15 protein-coding genes are annotated in these 16,761 nt (G+C 64.3%); 2 read left to right on the top strand and 13 right to left on the bottom strand.

Annotated elements, in window-relative coordinates:
• The 6 genes from secA to QZ709_RS11740 form a co-directional block, all read right to left on the bottom strand.
• A partial coding sequence (secA, locus tag QZ709_RS11715; protein ID WP_294637482.1) for a preprotein translocase subunit SecA occupies nt 1–2,608 on the bottom strand: 2,608 nt, incomplete at its 3' end.
• 173 nt (nt 2,609–2,781) lie between these two features.
• On the bottom strand, nt 2,782–3,549 hold the full coding sequence (locus tag QZ709_RS11720; protein ID WP_294637483.1) for a metal ABC transporter permease: 768 nt from the start codon (nt 3,547–3,549) through the stop codon (nt 2,782–2,784).
• 20 nt (nt 3,550–3,569) lie between these two features.
• A complete protein-coding gene (locus QZ709_RS11725; protein ID WP_294637484.1) occupies nt 3,570–4,496 on the bottom strand; it encodes a zinc ABC transporter substrate-binding protein in 927 nt (308 codons plus the stop codon).
• 18 nt (nt 4,497–4,514) lie between these two features.
• The gene (locus QZ709_RS11730) at nt 4,515–5,975 is read right to left on the bottom strand and encodes a TonB-dependent receptor (RefSeq protein ID WP_294637485.1); all 1,461 of its coding nucleotides are present in this window, start codon (nt 5,973–5,975) and stop codon (nt 4,515–4,517) included.
• 107 nt (nt 5,976–6,082) lie between these two features.
• The gene (locus QZ709_RS11735; RefSeq protein WP_294637486.1) at nt 6,083–6,388 is read right to left on the bottom strand and encodes a hypothetical protein; all 306 of its coding nucleotides are present in this window, start codon (nt 6,386–6,388) and stop codon (nt 6,083–6,085) included.
• A gap of 6 nt (nt 6,389–6,394) precedes the next feature.
• Entirely contained in the window at nt 6,395–7,366 is a 972-nt protein-coding gene (locus QZ709_RS11740; RefSeq protein ID WP_294637487.1) for a M23 family metallopeptidase, read from the bottom strand.
• Nucleotides 7,367–7,408: 42 nt separating this feature from the next.
• Between QZ709_RS11740 and QZ709_RS11745 the strand changes: the two genes are divergently transcribed.
• Nucleotides 7,409–7,777 (top strand): DciA family protein, encoded by a 369-nt coding sequence (locus QZ709_RS11745; protein ID WP_294637488.1) that lies wholly within the window; start codon nt 7,409–7,411, stop codon nt 7,775–7,777.
• A 22-nt stretch (nt 7,778–7,799) separates the two neighbouring features.
• On the opposite strand, the gene QZ709_RS11750 is transcribed toward QZ709_RS11745, so the two are convergent.
• The 5 genes from QZ709_RS11750 to QZ709_RS11770 form a co-directional block, all read right to left on the bottom strand.
• Nucleotides 7,800–8,978 carry an FAD-dependent oxidoreductase gene (locus QZ709_RS11750; protein ID WP_294637489.1) on the bottom strand — a complete coding sequence of 393 codons (1,179 nt, stop codon included), beginning with the start codon at nt 8,976–8,978 and terminating at the stop codon, nt 7,800–7,802.
• 14 nt (nt 8,979–8,992) lie between these two features.
• A complete protein-coding gene (locus QZ709_RS11755) occupies nt 8,993–9,157 on the bottom strand; it encodes a rubredoxin (protein WP_294637490.1) in 165 nt (54 codons plus the stop codon).
• A gap of 88 nt (nt 9,158–9,245) precedes the next feature.
• Nucleotides 9,246–10,577, bottom strand: a complete 1,332-nt coding sequence (locus tag QZ709_RS11760; RefSeq protein WP_294637496.1) for a capsular biosynthesis protein — start codon at nt 10,575–10,577, stop codon at nt 9,246–9,248.
• Between the two features lie 68 nt (nt 10,578–10,645).
• Complete coding sequence (locus QZ709_RS11765) at nt 10,646–12,400, bottom strand: capsular biosynthesis protein (protein WP_294637491.1); 1,755 nt, start codon at nt 12,398–12,400, stop codon at nt 10,646–10,648.
• A gap of 22 nt (nt 12,401–12,422) precedes the next feature.
• Nucleotides 12,423–13,535, bottom strand: a complete 1,113-nt coding sequence (locus QZ709_RS11770; protein ID WP_294637492.1) for a glycosyltransferase family 1 protein — start codon at nt 13,533–13,535, stop codon at nt 12,423–12,425.
• A gap of 80 nt (nt 13,536–13,615) precedes the next feature.
• Here QZ709_RS11770 and QZ709_RS11775 point away from each other — a divergent pair, with 80 nt between their 5' ends.
• Nucleotides 13,616–14,818 carry a polysaccharide biosynthesis/export family protein gene (locus tag QZ709_RS11775; RefSeq protein WP_294637493.1) on the top strand — a complete coding sequence of 401 codons (1,203 nt, stop codon included), beginning with the start codon at nt 13,616–13,618 and terminating at the stop codon, nt 14,816–14,818.
• Here the strand turns inward: QZ709_RS11775 and QZ709_RS11780 are convergent.
• Together QZ709_RS11780 and QZ709_RS11785 are read right to left on the bottom strand one after the other, a co-directional pair.
• On the bottom strand, nt 14,802–15,881 hold the full coding sequence (locus QZ709_RS11780; RefSeq protein WP_294637494.1) for a polysaccharide pyruvyl transferase family protein: 1,080 nt from the start codon (nt 15,879–15,881) through the stop codon (nt 14,802–14,804). The two genes, QZ709_RS11775 and QZ709_RS11780, sit on opposite strands and share 17 nt — an antisense overlap.
• An 8-nt stretch (nt 15,882–15,889) precedes the next feature.
• A partial coding sequence (locus QZ709_RS11785; RefSeq protein WP_294637495.1) for a hypothetical protein occupies nt 15,890–16,761 on the bottom strand: 872 nt, incomplete at its 5' end.

Consider the following 16,761-nt stretch of genomic DNA (forward strand, 5'->3'; position numbering starts at 1 on the left):
GGTGCGTGTAGGTGACGTTGATGAAGCTCTCGCCCTGGTTTTCGATGGCCTGAGCGGCCTGAGCGGCTTCCTCGCGGCTCTGGATGCGCACGGTCATCAGCGTGCGGGTCACGTCCATCTTGACCACGTCCAGCAGCTGGCCGAACAGCTCGAAGGCCTCGCGCTTGTATTCCTGCTTCGGGTTCTTCTGAGCGTAGCCGCGCAGGTGGATGCCTTGGCGGAGGTAATCGAGCGCGGCCAGGTGCTCGCGCCAGTGGCTGTCGATGGACTGCAGCAGCACCATGCGTTCGAAGCCCGCGAACTGCTCGGCGCCGACCAGTTCGATCTTGGCCTGATAGGCCGCCTCGGCCGCCGCCAGCACCCGCTCCACGACGTCGCCGTCCTCGACCGAGCTGGCGTTCTCGACCCATTTCACCAGGTCGACGTCCAGCTGCCATTCATCGGCCAGCACCTTCTCCAGGGTGACCAGGTCCCACTGCTCTTCCAGGCTGTTGGCCGGCACAAAGGTGCGCACCACATCGGTGATGGCGCCCTTGCGCAGGTTGGCGATCGATGCGGCCACGTCGACCGATTCGAGGATCTCGTTGCGCTGCTGGTAGATCACCTTGCGCTGGTCGTTGGAGACGTCGTCGTACTCCAGCAGCTGCTTGCGCATGTCGAAGTTGTGGCCTTCGACCTTGCGCTGGGCGCTTTCGATCGACCGCGTGACGATGCCGGCCTCGATGGCCTCGCCTTCGGGCATCTTGAGGCGGTCCATGATCGCGCGCACACGGTCGCCGGCAAAGATGCGCATCAGGGGGTCGTCCAGCGACAGGTAGAAGCGCGAGGAGCCCGGGTCACCCTGGCGGCCGGCACGGCCACGCAGCTGGTTGTCGATGCGGCGCGATTCGTGGCGTTCGGTGGCGATGATGCGCAGGCCACCCAGTTCCTTGACCTTGGCGTTGAGCTCGACCTGTTCCTTGCGGAGGGCCTCGATCTTCGCGGCCTTGGCGGCTTCGTCAAGCGACGCGTCGGCTTCGATCAGCTGCACGTCTTTCTCGACGTTGCCACCCAGCACGATGTCGGTGCCGCGGCCGGCCATGTTGGTCGCGATGGTGATCATGCCCGGGCGGCCGGCCTGGGCCACGATGTCCGCTTCACGGGCGTGCTGCTTGGCGTTCAGAACCTGGTGCGGCAGCTTCTCGCGGGTCAGCAGTTGCGAGATCAGCTCGGAGTTCTCGATCGACGTGGTGCCGACCAGCACGGGCTGGCCGCGGCCGTGGCACTCGCGGATGTCCGCGATGATGGCGTTGTACTTTTCCTGCGCGGTCTTGTAGACCAGGTCGAGCTGGTCCTTGCGGGCCAGCACGCGGTTTGGTGGGATCACGACGGTCTCCAGCCCGTAGATGGACTGGAATTCGTAGGCCTCGGTGTCGGCCGTGCCCGTCATGCCGGCGAGCTTGCCGTACATGCGGAAGTAGTTCTGGAAGGTGATGGAGGCCAGGGTCTGGTTCTCGGCCTGGATGTGCACGCCTTCCTTGGCTTCCACGGCCTGGTGCAGACCGTCAGACCAGCGGCGACCCGACATCAGGCGGCCGGTGAACTCGTCGACGATGACGACTTCGCCGTTCTGCACGACGTAGTGCTGGTCCTTGTTGTACAGGTGGTGGGCCCGCAGCGCCGCATACAGATGGTGCATCAGCGAGATGTTGGCGGCGTCGTACAGCGATGCGCCTTCGGCCAACAGGCCGGCCTCGCTGAGCAGACGCTCGGCGTTCTCGTGGCCCTGCTCGGTCAGGAAGACCTGGCGCGACTTCTCGTCGGCCGTGAAATCGCCCGGCTCGATCACGCCCTCGCCGGTTTTCGGGTCTTCTTCGCCGATCTGCTTTTTGAGGTGGGGCACCACGGCGTTGATGCGCACATACATCTCGGTGTGGTCTTCGGCCTGGCCCGAGATGATCAGCGGAGTACGGGCCTCATCGATCAGGATGGAGTCCACCTCGTCGACGATGGCGAAGTTCAGTCCGCGTTGCACGCGGTCAGCCACCTCGTAGACCATGTTGTCACGCAGGTAGTCGAAGCCGTATTCGTTGTTGGTGCCGTAGGTGATGTCGGCGTTGTAGGCCGTCTGCTTCTGCTCGCGGGGCATCTGCGGCAGGTTGATGCCAACGGACAGACCCAGGAAGTTGTAGAGCTTGCCCATCCACTCGGCGTCGCGGCGGGCCAGGTAGTCGTTCACCGTCACCAGGTGCACGCCCTTGCCGGTCAGGGCATTCAGGTACACGGGCAGGGTAGCGGTCAGGGTTTTGCCCTCGCCGGTGCGCATTTCGGCGATCTTGCCGTTGTGCAGCGCCATGCCGCCCAGCAGCTGCACGTCGAAGTGGCGCATCTTGAAGACGCGCTTGGAGCCTTCGCGCACCACGGCAAAGGCCTCGGGCAGGATGGCGTCGAGCGACTCGCCGGCGGCGATGCGCTGCTTGAACTCGTCGGTCTTGGCGCGCAGCTGCTCATCGCTCAGGGGCTCGAAGGTGGGCTCCAGCGCATTGATCTTGGCCACCGTGCGACGGTATTCCTTCAGCAGGCGCTCGTTACGGCTACCAAAAATCGAAGTGAGAAGCTTGGGCAACATGGAGGAATCTATCCAATCGATCGGCTGGGCACGCCGGCTGACGGAGGCACCTCGCCCCAGTCAACCAAAGCGAAAAAGTGTAGCACCCGGGGGTGACGCGTCTGCGACGCGCGCACGGGCCGGTCGGCCGGGCTTTCCCCGCCCCGTTTCCAGGGGGCGGGGGCCGTTCGGCCTCAGTGGCGGGCGCTGGGCAGCACCCGGGCGAGCGCCAGGCCCAGCCCCGCCATGGCCACCACGACGACCGCCCCCGAGGGCAGGTCAAGCACGGCCGAAAGCGCCAGCCCCGCGAGGTAGGCCGCGGCCCCCAGACCCCAGGCCAGCGGCAGCTGCCACCGCCGGCTGGCGTGGCGCACGGCCAACGCCGGCATGATGAGGCTGCTGAACACCAGGTAGACCCCCACCAGCTGCACCGAGGCCGTCACGGCCAGCGCGAACACCACGTAGAAGCCGGCCTGGCCCAGCCGCTGCCGGGCGCCGAACCACAGTGCGAGCAGCGCGGCCGTGAGGGTGGCCATGGACAGCAGCTGGGCATCCGTCACCCACAGGATCTGCCCCACCAGCAGATCCTTCAGGTGCTCGCCGCCGTGCGGGTTGCCCGCCAGCAGCAGGATGCCCGCACTCGACGCCAGCACGAACAGCGCGCCGATCAGCGCTTCCTGCACGTCGGGCCAGCGCCGCTCCAGCCAGGTCATCAGGGCCGCGCCCAGCAGCGCGGCCGTGGCCGCGGCCACCTGCACGCCCCAGCCCTGCGGCTCCCAACCCAGTGCATCGGCCGCAATGACGCCCAGCCCCGCGATCTGGGCGATCGCCAGGTCGATGAATACGATGCCCTTGCGCAGCACCTCCATGCCGAGCGGCACGTGGGTGGCGAGCACGAGCAATCCGGCCAGCAACGCGGGGCCGACGATGTGCCAGTCAAGGGTGTACCAGTGGTCGATCAAGGCGGCTCCAGTGCTGGGGATCATCGGGCAGCGGTGGCCTTCAGCAGCTGGTCGACGGTGTCGTCGAACAGGCCGAACAGGTCCTTGGCGCGCTCGTTGCCGCCTACGGTGTAGGCCAGCGTGACCACGGGGATGCGTGTGCGCTCGCTGAGCCACTGGGCGCCCCGTGCCTCGTTGTACGCCGCGCGCAGGATGACCTTGGCCGGACGGTCCTGCAACTGCTTCAGCACGTCGGACAGGTGGGCGCTGCTGGGTTCGACCCCGGGCTTCGGCTCCAGCGCTGCCACCTGCTGCAGTCCCAGCCAGTTTTCCAGATACGGGAAGCCTTTGTGCTGAACCGCGATGGGCATACCGCGCAATGGGGCCGCGGCCTGGGTCCACCGTTGGGTGGCGGCCTGCCATCGGCCGTTGAAGTCCGCCAGTCGGGCTCGGTAATGCGCTGCGTTGGGCGGGTCGATGTCGGCCAGGCGCTGCCCCAGCGCCTGCGCCACGGCGGCGATGTTGCGCGGGTCGGTCTGGATGTGCGGGTTACCCGAGGCGTGCACGTCGCCGTCAGCCCGGTCCAGCCGAGTGGGCACATCCAGCTTCCGGACGTGATCGGCAGCCATGAAAGAGCCCGGCTTGCCCTCCTGCACGGCCGGGTTGGCAGCCTGTTGCAGCAGAACCGGCAGCCATCCAGCTTCGAGTTCGGCGCCCGTGCACACCAGCAGATCCGCCTTGCGGACTCCCGCGATCAGGCTGGGGCGTGCCTGGATCTGATGCGGGTCCTGCAGGGCCGTCGTGGCGGTGTAGACGGTGGCCTTGTCGCCGGCCAGCTCGCGGGTCAGGGCGGCCCATTCGGGTTCGCATGCGAACACCTGCAGGGCGTGGGCCCCGGGAGCCGCGCCTGCTGTGACGAGGGCGGCCATGGCCACCAGCATGCGGCTTGGCTTGAACAATGGGATCATGAGGTGCTCCCTGCTGCGTCAGAACGAGTGGGCACCATGGGCACCCAGGCTCATGATGTACTGCAGGTAGATCTGGTTGTCCTTGAGGCCGCCCAGGCGAACCTGATCCTGGTTGTACTGCAGGCGCCAGCGGCTGAACTCGCTGAGCGACCAGTCCAGCATGGCGCTGGTGCGCTTGGGCTGGTGATCCGGGTTGCTCAGGAACGCACCGTTGCTGCCGTAGTTGACCCTGCCGCTGTCGAGCTGCTCGTGGCGCAGGCCGACGCGCCAGCGGGGCATGAATTGGTAGACGCCCTGGACGTACCAGCCGGACTGGGCGCTGCGGTAGGCGGCGGCCGGGGAACCGTTCTCGGTGACGTTGTCCAGGTCGTACGTGGCCGAGCCCGTTTCCGTGCGGCGGAAGTACTCGCCCTGCAGCTTGAAGTTGGTGCGCGTGGCGTTGCCGTTCGGCGCCCACTTCCACACGCCATCCAGTGCCCAGATGCGGCTCTTGCCGGTGAAGGTGTTGCGCACCTCGTCGCCCGCCAGGTTGGTGTCTGCCCATTCGCGGCCCTGCGCGCTGGTCTGCAGCCAGCTGGCTCCAGCGCGCCAGCTGTGGCTCACGCCCACATCGCCGCCGGTGTGGGCCGTCAGCGTCAGCGCGCCGGCGGCGTTGCGGTTGCGGTCGGTGCCCGGGAAGCCGTTGCCGCGTCCCAGTTCCAGTCCCAGTTGCACGAACTGGTCTGTGGGCAGCACCCAGCGGCCTTGTACGCCGTCCTGCTTGAACTGGCCGCCGAACATGGCCTGGTACACCAACGGAGCATCCACGAAGTCCCAGGTGTGCGGGTGTTGCGCGTTCAGGTAGCCCAGGCCCGAGTAGAAGCGCCCCGCCTTCACGGACGTGCCCGCCGGCAGCGCCCGCGTTTGCACAAAGGCCTCCTCGACTTCGATTTCGCTGTCGCCGGTCACGGCCAGCGTGGCCTTGCCGTAGAACCAGGGATCGATGTTGGCACTCAGCACCAGTTCCGATTCAGCCAGGCTGAAACCCCGGTCGCCCGGGCCCACTTCCTCGCCGCCCGGCTGGAAGCCGCCGATGAACCATGTGCCCGGATCACGCTGCAGGTTGGTGTACAGGCCGCTGAGGATGAGCGAGACCTGAGGGTTGAAGCCCGTGTCGCTTGGCTGCCGGTTCTGGCGCGCGAACGTGCCCGGCTGCGTCAGGCCCGAGGGTGTCTCAGCCGCGGTTTCAGTGGCAGCTGCCTGGGGCTCGATGGGGGTACTCTGCACGGCCCGGGCATTCTGCTGCGCAGCTCTCAGCTGGGCTTCAAGCGCCTGGATGCGGGCGTCGTACTGTGTGCGCAGCTCGTCAAGCTGGCGCTGCATGTCCGCCAGTGTAGGGTTGGCCAGGGCCGGACTGAGCAGACCAGCCGAGGCCATGGCAAGGACCAGGGCGCGCGCACGCGCGATAGAAACGGAAGCAGGACGGTTGAGGGGATACATGAACAAACACTCCACCGACGACGGGCGCAGCACGCGCGCGTCGTCGCAATCGGACAGACACGGATAGCGGGTGCGCACGCGCGGGCACCCGGAAGGCACAAGGGGTGTCAGCCGAGGAGGGGCGGGGCCCTGGCGTGGTAGCGCACCACCGGGAGGGGCGCGGCGTCGCGGTACACCGCCGGTGATGGCGGTGCATGGAGTGCGCCGAGCAGCACCAGGGCGGGCGGTGGGCTGTGGACGACCTGGTCGCTGGCGTGGAAGGCCAGGCAGCTGAGGCAGACCTGGTGAGCCGGCGAAGCCTCATCCTGCGGATCGTGGCTGAGGCTGTGACGCAAGGCCCCCTGCTGCATCAGCAGCATGCACAGGCCCAGCAGCAGGTGCCAGGCCCATCGGGGCGCCTTTTTCACGATCATGGGGTCTTACTGTACCGGCATCCCGGCGGTGCGGGCGGGGGCGACCTGGGCCAGGAACTTCGCGGGATTCTGTTGAACGCCCTCCACCAGCACCTCGAAGTGCAGATGCGGCCCGGTCGAGCGGCCGGTGTTGCCCACCTCGGCCACCTGCTGGCCCCGCTTGACGATGTCGCCCTGCTTGACCAGCATTTTCGAGGTGTGCGCGTAGCGCGTCAGCAGCCCCTTGCCATGCTCGATTTCGATGAGCAGGCCGTACTGCGGATGCGGGCCGGCCGAGACCACGACGCCGCCGGCCGCCGCCATGATGGGCGTGCCGACATCGGCCGGGTAGTCCAGTCCGGTGTGCAGCGCAGGCCGACCCGTGAAGGGATCACTGCGGAAGCCGAAGCCCGAGCCGACCGGGCCATTGACCGGGGCGCTGCTGGGCACCATCAGCGCTTCCAGCCGCTTTTCGAAGAGGTGGGATTCGATCAGGGTGAAGACATCGGCGTGGCGGTCGCTGACGATCTGCAGGTCGTCCAGGCTGCGGCTCAGATCCTCAATCGTCGCGGCCGATGGCCGGGTTTCGCGCAGAGGCACCAGCGGCCCGCCGCGCCCGCCCGGCGCGCCCTGAGCGGGGGCTTCCATGCGCTTGAGTTCTTCCGGCTTGACGCCCGCCATGCCGGCCACGCGCTCGCCGACCGCCTCCAGTCGCAGCAGGCGCGCCTGCAGGTCGCCCACCTTCTCGGCCATGGCGTCGAGGTTCTCGCGCACGTAGCGGTCGCGTTGGGCCCGGTCCTGGCGTTCGACATAGCGGACGGCCTCGGAGATGACGGGCCAGCGCTCGTGCGCGGCCTTGAGGACCACCACGTGGTACAGCGCCAGGCTGAGCACCATCATCGGCAGCAGCAGGGCCAGCAGCGTGAGCACCAGCGACCAGGGCGTGAACTGCACAATCCGGGGGCGCTTGAGCGCGCTCGTCGTGATCAGAATCTGCATGCCACTCGTCCTTCCTGCTACAACCGCCTGACAATCCCTTCCATGAGCACGCGAGACAAGCCCCCCTTCGCCGCGCGACCGCCCGGCACCTTCCGGCCCGCGGTACAGCGGCCCATGGTGCCCGACGTGCCGCCGGTGCAGGCCGCCATGCGTCGCGCCGGGGCCCTGGGCAACCTCATGTCACGCCTGAAGATGTCCCAGGAATGCCTCGAGGTGGTGAAGTCCTGTCTGCCGCCTGCCATGGCGGCCCACGTGCGGTCCGGCGCGCTGGATGACGACGGCTGGACCCTGCTGGCGGCCAACTCGTCCGTGTCGGCCAAGCTCCGCCAGCTTCAGCCCGACCTGATGGACGCGCTGAAGAAAAAGGGGCTCAAGGTTAACGCAATCCGGGTACGGGTTCAAAAGCAGTGAACCCGTCCGGCTGCGGGGGCACTCAGCCCAGCAGGGGCGGAACCTGGGCCGCCAGCGCCTGACGCTGGCTCACGGCCTTGCCCTGCAGCACGAAGCCCAGCAGCCGGTCGGGCTGGGCCGCGTCCGTGAAACGGGCCTCCAGGCCCTCGTCCGTCGTGCTCACCTGCCACCGGCCCTCGGCCCCATCGGGTGGGGGGCAGACCACGGTGGGCCAGGCGGGTGTCTTCACCGCCACCGGCATGGCCGGGTAGTTCACCGGGGTGGGCTTGCCTGCCAGCGTGGCGGCCAGCGCGCGGGCCTGCTGCATCAGGGGCATCACGTAAGGCAGCAGCGTGCCCTCCACCTCGGCGCAGTCTCCCAGGGCGTACACGTGCGGCACGCTGGTGGCCAGCAGGCGGTCGACCACCACCCCGCGGGCGACCTTGGCGTGCGCCCCGGTGGCCAGGTCGGTCCGTGGCTTGAGGCCAATGGCCGACAGCACCAGATCCGCTTCCAGCGTGCTGCCGTCGTTCAGGGTCACGATCAGGCCGTTGGCGCCGTGCTGCACGGCTTGTGCACCGGTTCCGAAGCGGAAGCGGGCGCCAGCGGCCTCCAGCTTGCCTTGCAGCAGGGCGCTGGCCTCGGCCGGCAGCAGGCGGGGCAGGGCGCGGTCTGCCAGGTCGATCACGGTGGGCGTGATGCCGCGGACCAGCAGGTCGTTGGCGAACTCGCAGCCGATCAGGCCGGCGCCCAGGATGACCACCCGTTGCACCGGCGCCCCGTTCGGTCCTTGTTCCAGTCGCTCGGCAAAACGTGCGAAGTCGTCCAGGTCGTTGACCGACAGCACGGTGTCGGCCGCATCCCCTTGCAAGGGCAAGCGGATCGGGTCGGCGCCCAGGGCCAGCACCAGGTCGCGGTAGGCCAGGGTCTCGCCGTTCGACAGGCTCAGCGTGCGCGCCTCGCCATCAATGGCCGTGACGGTTGTGTTCGGAAGCACACGGGCCTGCACCTCTTCGGCGATCTTCTCGGCGGGCTTCATCACCAGCGTGGCGGCCGTCTTCTTGCCGGCCAGCGCGTTCGACAGCATGGGCTTGGAGTAGAAGCCCGCGTGGTCCCGGCTCACGACCACGATGGGCACGGCCGGATCGGCCTTGCGCAGTTCGCGCGCCAGATTCCAGCCAGCCAGGCCGGCGCCGAGGATGACGACCGCATCAGAAGACATGGGTGCGGCTCCGGTCAGATCTCGACCATTTCGAAGTCGGACTTGCCGACGCCGCAGTCCGGGCACAGCCACGTGTCAGGCACGTCTTCCCACTTGGTGCCGGGCGCGATGCCTTCACTGGGGATGCCCTGGGCCTCGTCGTAGACAAAGCCGCACACGATGCATTGGTAGGTTTTCATGGGAACTGCTTCAGTGTAAACCGGTGGATTTTGACGCACCGAGGTGGCGCGCGTGGGATGCCGGTGCGTCAGCAGGGGGGCGTTGGCGTCAGGCCGTCTGGTGGCTCATCGGGTTGTTCGCGAACTCGGGCGCGACGCCGGCCGGGGACGTGTTCTGGTTCGCGGCGGAGGGCTCGGCCGCCGCAGCGGTGGTGGGCGATGCCACGAGCATATGGCCTTTGCCCGCCCGCGCTTGAGCCCCCAAAGCGGCCTCAACTGTGTCCAGCAGGCCGGCGTAACGGGTTCGTGGCCAGTAGAAGCTGCCCGGCAGCTGTGTCTGGGCGATGAGCGCGTTCAGGAAGCAGCCGAACTGCACTCGGTCCACCTCGCCTGGGTTGCTCCAGAAGTCGTCAAGCTCACCTCCGAAAGTCAAGCCAGGATGGTCGTACAGCGCTTGGCCCATGACCTTTACGGGTGTGCCGTGAAACATGGACGAGAGGCCCACAGTGCTATTGATCAGCACCGTACCCGACGCATGCTCGAGCAGTGTGGGCAAGTGCCCGTCGCGCAGGTAATGCACCCGACGCTTCAGCGAGTCTTTTCCAAGCAAGCGCACTTGCGAGCGGATCAGGCCTCTGTAATCTCTATGGCCCCGATTCATTGGGTGATGCTTGATCACCAGGTGTGCGTCGGACGGTGCGTGCCGCGCGAACGATGTCAACACGTCTTCAATGAACGAAACGATCGTTGTGTAGCCACTGTGATGCTGGAGCTGCGAGTCGTTGTGGACCTGTAGCGGTACGAGAAAGTAGCGAGGCGTTCCGGAACTGAGGAGGCGCTGCACTACCTTTTCGGCATGGCGGGGGGCCCATGTCTTGATGATGCCTGATCGCAACCAAGCCAGCGCTTCTATTAGCACTCCGGTAGGCCGATGATGTTGGTACTCCGGGTAAAGCGGAGCGCCGAGCTTGGTGAGCAGGTGGTATTGAGCGGCCAGACTTGCCACTGAGCGAAACGGCAAGCGGAAGTGGGGCGCCTGCGGCGTAAGCCCCATGCCTCCATCGCCGGCTATATCAGTAGGCTGTGGCCAACGGAATGAGGAGCGTGAGTTCACCCCGCCGACCTCAAAAGTGATGAAGTTTGGCCTGACATAGCCTTCCTCAAACACCATAACGGGAACGCCGAGCTCTTCAAGCACTCGGCGGGCCTCTCGATGTACAGGACGGTCCTGGCCAAACACAAGGCAGGCATCCGGCCTTGCGGCCCTCACGTGCTCCACGAGGTGGTCGGCGAATTGATCCAGGGCACCGCGGAACCAGTGCCCACTTGGAAAGAACCGTACGTCACCGCCAGTGAAATTGATCTTGTCGACCTCGACGCCACTTTTGAGCAAGCTCGAGGCGAGATCGCGAAAAAAAGGCCCTACTGGGCCTTGCAGCATCAAGACGCGACGGCAAGCAGCGAGTTGCAGCAAAGCCCTATTTGGCCAGTGCGTATCCCTAGGCGGCTCTACACCCAGCCGCTGAGCATGTTCCTCAACCATCTTCTTGATTTATTCAGTGTGCGCTTGATCAGCTGTCCGGGCCCGGGTAAGTGCGAGTTTTGTCGACAGTCGGCCAGATGCCTAGCAACGGCTTCTGGCGTGCTGAACACCAGCCAATGCCAGTCCCAATAAATCGGGTAATCCAACAATGTTACGGCGATCAGGTCATCAAGTTGCAACTTTTTTGGCCTGTCGAGGAGATGCTCGCACCGGTCTGTGGTCAGCCCCCAACCGGCGTAAAAGGGCAGGCCGTGAGTGACAACCGGCTTGCCCCGGATGAGCGCGTCGAAACCCGCTAGTGACGAGACCACGTGTACTTCGTCGACTGCATCGAACAGCGAGAGCAGGTCTGCCTCTGTGTCTACTTCATCGCATAACTCATGCGCTGCAATCAGGCCTCGTCTGTTGCCAGAAAGCACGTCGGGATGCGGCTTGAAAACGAGCCAGGCTGCTGGTTGCTCGGCGCGCACGCGGGCCAGCATCTGCTCGGCCGTGGTGACGGCATCGTCCGAACGTCCCGCCCCCAGAATCATGGCAGCGTCATCAGCCACTTGGCCAATGGCGAGCACGACCTTCCGATGAGGTGGCGCTTTCCACTGAACTGGCCTTGGAGCGAAGTTGTACTTCGTCACCCGTAATTCGACCAGCATGTGCCTCAATGCTGCCGCCCTGGCGCGTGCTTCCGGCTCCACCTGTGTGCGGCTAAGGCGCGTCAGCAATTCCGATCCGTGGACCGCGTCAAAGTAAATGCCTTCGCGGTCGATTACCAGGCTGCTGGGCGGGACGAGATCCGATCCCAGGCCGGCGGAACGCAGAAATCCGTCCTCTACGCGAACCACCGTGCCTCCGCAAGCCGAGGGCCGAGGTGTGGCGCCCCACAGGGCAGTTGTCACCTTCTTCGCTGGAGTGCAGGCGTCGAGTCGAGTTCGCCACCGCATCGGGTGGCCACCAGCACTCAGATAAGGGCGAAGATAGGCCTTTTTCCAGGCTGCCATACCGTATGCCTCGATGGTGCCCAGGTCTCTGAATCGGTCTCTTACTGACTTCTGTACCGCCAGAAACTCGAGGGTGTCGCGCAGGCATCCCTGACCTCGGTGCGCCAGGTCGGCATACATGCTGCCGCGCCAAGCCACAGCCTCAAACAAGGCGGGCAGCGTTACCTGGCCGCGCTCGGGTGGCGCTGGCAGCGCGTCCTCTGTCAGCCCCCAGCCTGCATACCAAGGTTGCCCCCAAGTTGTGAGCGCGGCACCGGCCATGAGTGCCGTGAATCCGCGCTCAGCCGAATGAGTGCACACGCTTGATGCCGCCTGCAGCCACGGCCATGCGGCCGTGCCCGGTAAGAGAACATGCACATTGGGGTGGGGGCGCCGCGCCAACGTGCGCGCGAGCAAGCCAGCCCGACGGGCGCCTTCGTCAGGGAGCACCCAAACTGGCAGCCCCGGATGCTGGCTCAATACAGTTTCGAGCATCGACAGCATGTCACGGGCTGGGCCGGCTTCCTGGTCCAGCAGCAGTATGAATCGCTCTGCCGGCGGCGTAGGAACGCTTTGCTGCTCGAGCAGCGGGCAGGCGCTGGACTGCAGTGATCGCCACAAGTTCAGATCTGACAGCAAGGCCGGATCGCGCCCCAGTGGAGCGACGTCAGCCAGTGAGAACCGATGCCAGTCGCAGATACGCCATGACACCAAACCTTCGCCGTCGGCACGCAGCGAGCGGATCAAGCCGGGTGAGCTGGCTGTCCGGTCATGTCGAGCCACGACGGCGGACCTCCTCGATAAGGTGATCGATTGCATCGAAGTGCGCTTCCCAGGTGGGGGGCGTGAAGTCCCGTAGTCGGTGAAGCTGAGCAGCGCGCTCGGCACTGTCCGGCCGAGCGTAGGCCATGATTAGTCTCGTCCAGGTGGCTTCGTCAGCTGGCGGCGCCCAGTCTGGGACCTCGCCGGCGACTTCGCGAAACACCGGGAGGTCGCTGGCGATGACGGGCAGACCCTGTTGTAGTGCTTCAGTCAGCGGCATGCCGAATCCCTCGGTCCATGACGGCAGCAACAGCGCCCTTGCTTGACTCATCCAATACGCCAGCTCAGCATCAGTGCAACCGCCGCGCTCCAGTACATGGCCGCGCAGCCGGGTGTCGCCATCAAGCAGGCTCGCTACGGTTTCAGTTCGCCAACCGCGCCTACCGACGATCACCAGCTGGGGTGCGTTCCCGCCGGTGGCCTCCACCAAGCGCGGCCATAGGCGCAGCAGCATCTCGTGGTTTTTGCGGGGCTCGATCGTGCCAAGCATCAGAAAGACAGGCCGCGAAGCGTGCTGTGCAGCGTTGTCCGACGTCAACGTAGGCAATGACCGTGTCCCGAGCGGCGCGACCAGTGAATGCGGCATCCTGAGCCCCTGGGTCTTCGCGAAGCGTGATAGTTCGCGTTGCGTATCCGCTGAGTTGCAGATGACGGCTGCGGCGCCCTGCAGGGTGTGGCGCATGCGCCGCACATGCCGGGCTGCCTCCCCTTTTCGGCAAAGCTCTGGGTGCGTAATGGGGATGAGGTCATGCACCATCACTACCGGCTTCAGGTGATGTCGCCGCCAGCTGGATACATACGCGCTGTCATCCAGATCGCTGTGCGTGACGTGCAACACGATGCCAGGCCCCGATGGCTGGGGCGATCGTGCCGACCGCCAAGGCACGTGGGCCCAGTGCAGCATGCCTTGCACGCGCGCGACAAAGGCGGAAGCAGCAGGCCGCAACAGCTTGGAGAACAGTGCCCTGCTGTCCCTCGCGCCCAGGTAGGCGGACCAGGGGCCCTGATGCACCAGTGCCCCAGCAAGAAGGTGGTAGCGTTGCACATAGGCAAGTGCCACGCGGTCGATACCTGTGGGCACAATACCCTTTGCCTGACGCCGAACCAAGCGCGAAACGTCCAGCCAGAGATCTCTATCTGATGAGCATGCACCCCTACTGCCTACGAACCCTTCTTCTTTTTTCATCCTGGACGCTGACTGCGTGTAGTGTGACCCCGAGCTTCATTCCTACTGCCGGCCCCAGCAAAAGCGAGGTGCAGGAGGGAGGGGGCGTGCAATTGGTAAGTATCGGCGCAAAAGACCAGCCTGGCGCCGTACAGCTAGTTGATGTCAATGATGCCGTGGTGAAGCAGCTGCGCGGCCAGCAGCAGCAACAACTTTTCTCCCAGGCTCTGGGCGATGCTGCGCCCAAGCCCCTGGTGGTAGGCGTTGGCGACAGTCTTGAAGTGTCGATCTGGGAAGCCCCGCCCGCAGCCCTCTTTGGCACCACGGCACTCGACACCCGCAGCGGCGCCAGCGTCAGCACCTCGCGCAACGCGACCATTCCTGAGATGGTGGTAAACAGCCAGGGTGAGATAGCCGTGCCCTTTGCCGGAACGCTCAAAGTGGCTGGCCGGAGCCTGCAGCAGGTTGAGGCCGAGATTGCGCAACGCCTGAAAGGCAAGGCCAACCAGCCGCAGGTGCAAGTGCGCCTGGCCCGCAACGTGGCCACGAGCGTGACCGTGGTGGGTGAGGTGGCCGCCAGCACCCGCATGCCGCTGACGCCCAAGGGTGAACGCCTGCTCGATGCCCTGGCCAGCGCTGGTGGCGTGCGCCACCCTGTCAACAAGGTGACGGTGCAGGTTACTCGTGGCCAAGCTGTTCACGCGCTACCGCTTGACACCATCATCCGCGACCCGCGCCAGAACATCGCCCTTCAACCGGGCGATGTGGTTACAGTCCTGCACCAACCCCTCAGCTTCCTTGCCATGGGCGCCGTGGCCAAGAACGAAGAGGTGAATTTCGAAGGGCAGGGCATCAGCCTGACGCAGGCCCTGGCCCGTGTGGGGGGGCTGCAAGATCAGCGCGCCGATGCCCGCGGCGTGTTCGTCTTCCGCCTAGAAGACGCCAAGACGCTCTCATGGCCGCACGCCGTTCAAGCGAACGTGGACGGTAAGGTGCCGGTGATTTACCGCATCAACCTGCGTGATCCAAACAGCTTTTTCGTCGCGCAAGGCTTCGCCTTGCAGAACAAAGACCTGCTGTACGTGAGCAACGCTCCGGTGGCGGATCTGCAGAAGTTCGTGAACGTGATCGCGGGGATCGGGTATCCGGTTCTGGGGGTGGTTAACGCGACGAAGTGACTTTGCCCGCTTCCAGTTCGACGATCAGGCTATTCGCCGTGCTGACAATGTCATCTGTCACTTCCCAGTTGTGTCGATCAAAGTTGATTTTTGACCTTGAATGAGCGTCCGCGATGCAGTGGTATTTGTCAGCCGTATCTGTATTGCTTTGATTCAAGATGGCGAATGGCATGCCCGACATCTTGGCACAAATGGCGGTATGTAATCTTCCAGCAAGAATGACGTCATGCTTTGCAACCATCAGCACAAAATCCTCGGCCACGTCCGGGGGGGCGTTTGTTTTGATGGCGCCTGCTGAGGCAACCCGCAGCCATTCACCAAAGATGACGCACTGCTCGTCCATGCTCATTCGGTGCATCACCTGAGGAACATAGTGAAGTTCTGCCCGCCCCTTTAGTTGCAGGGCGGCGTTTGTCAAGCTCAGGCAAACGTGGTGGCGGAATCCGGCATCCTGGCTGAATCGAGCCCAGGAAAGATTGAATCCGATCTTGACAGGGGTCTTGTGAGATTTTCTCTTCCGTGCCCGCTCAAACAAAAATGCGCTCTCTTCACGCGCAACGAGGTCGCCTAGCATTACCGCCTTGTGATCGGCACCCATCACCCCACGCAGGATTGCAAGAGAGGCATCATCACGTACGGAGAACTCGTCGGCACACTCGTGCATCAAGTAAAGAGACGCGCTTAGCGTGGCGCCGGGCCCTTGAAGGCCAATGCCGTGAACCGCTGTCTTCAGTCCGCGCATTTTTGCCAATGCGATCAGCGCGGAAAATCTGGCAGCGCTCTCTTCCGACCACAACAAGCCACCTCCACCAAGGACCACTTTGCTTCCATGAGGTAACGCCTTGACATGAGAAGCAGCGTCGGCTATGTCAAGGAACTTGAATTTTTGCTTTACCTTGGGCGGAAAATATCCGCAACATATGGGTTCAAATCCCGCCTTGGCTTCTATGTTGGCGGCGGCGAGAAACAGCAAGTCATCACCAAAATTTCCTGCGCCGTAGGCGCCAATGACCAGTGATATTGGTTTGGCTTTCGGCTTTTGCAGGCTGGGCTTCTTGGGCATGCGAGTGGTCAATGAAGTGGATAGTCGCGTTGGTGACCAAAGAGCGCGGTGTACGCTTTTCTGTATAGGCGATGTGCAATTTTTCGCCCTTGGTGTGCAAGGATATTTGCCTTGCCCTCACTGGCCCAGGTCCGCTTGATCCAGCGGGCGGCCTGTCGCCACCCGTGCTTGACTCTTGGGTGAATCAGATAGGCGCCGAAGAAAAAACCAAAGTACCTGATATGTGAGGCAGTCTTCGTGCCCGGTGCACCATACCTCCTGATGATGTAAGAGACAGTGCGTATACGCTTTTCCGATCGCTTCTTGATGAAAAGGCGATCAACCTTTTTCAGCCAGCGCACAGGCTGGCCAATGTATGGCGCACTTTCAAGCACCCATGGAGGATCTCTTGGGGGTACGAAGCCGTTGGTGGCTCGGTACCCAGTTGTGTCGTTGTAGACGACTGCATCGTAGGCGATACCGCAGCGCAGACCATTAGCGACCGCCCGCATGACGAACTCGGAGTCGGCATGATAGTGAGGGCAGTTGAGCTCATCGTAGAGGCCAATCTTTTCAAAGACGCGGCGATGAATCAGTACACCATTGCCGCACATCAGGTACACGTCCTTGATGTGGTTGACTCCCAAATAGTGAGCAATTTTTTCCTCTTCGACCTCGTTGTCGAACAGTTGAAACAGTTTGTGCGAGCCCCAGACGTTGTAGGAGCCGGTTGACCAGACGAGTGAGGGCTTCTCAAAAAAATTGACGCGGCTGCCTAGCAGGCTGCGGAAATACCCAACGGGCGCAGCTTCGCTGCTGACGCAAGGGCTCGTTTTTCGATGATGCGGGTCGACTCCGACGCCAAAACACCCCATTTCAAGCCCATTTTGGCCTGATCTGA

Source organism: uncultured Aquabacterium sp. (genome assembly GCF_913773725.1).
In the GTDB taxonomy this organism is placed as follows: domain Bacteria; phylum Pseudomonadota; class Gammaproteobacteria; order Burkholderiales; family Burkholderiaceae_C; genus Aquabacterium.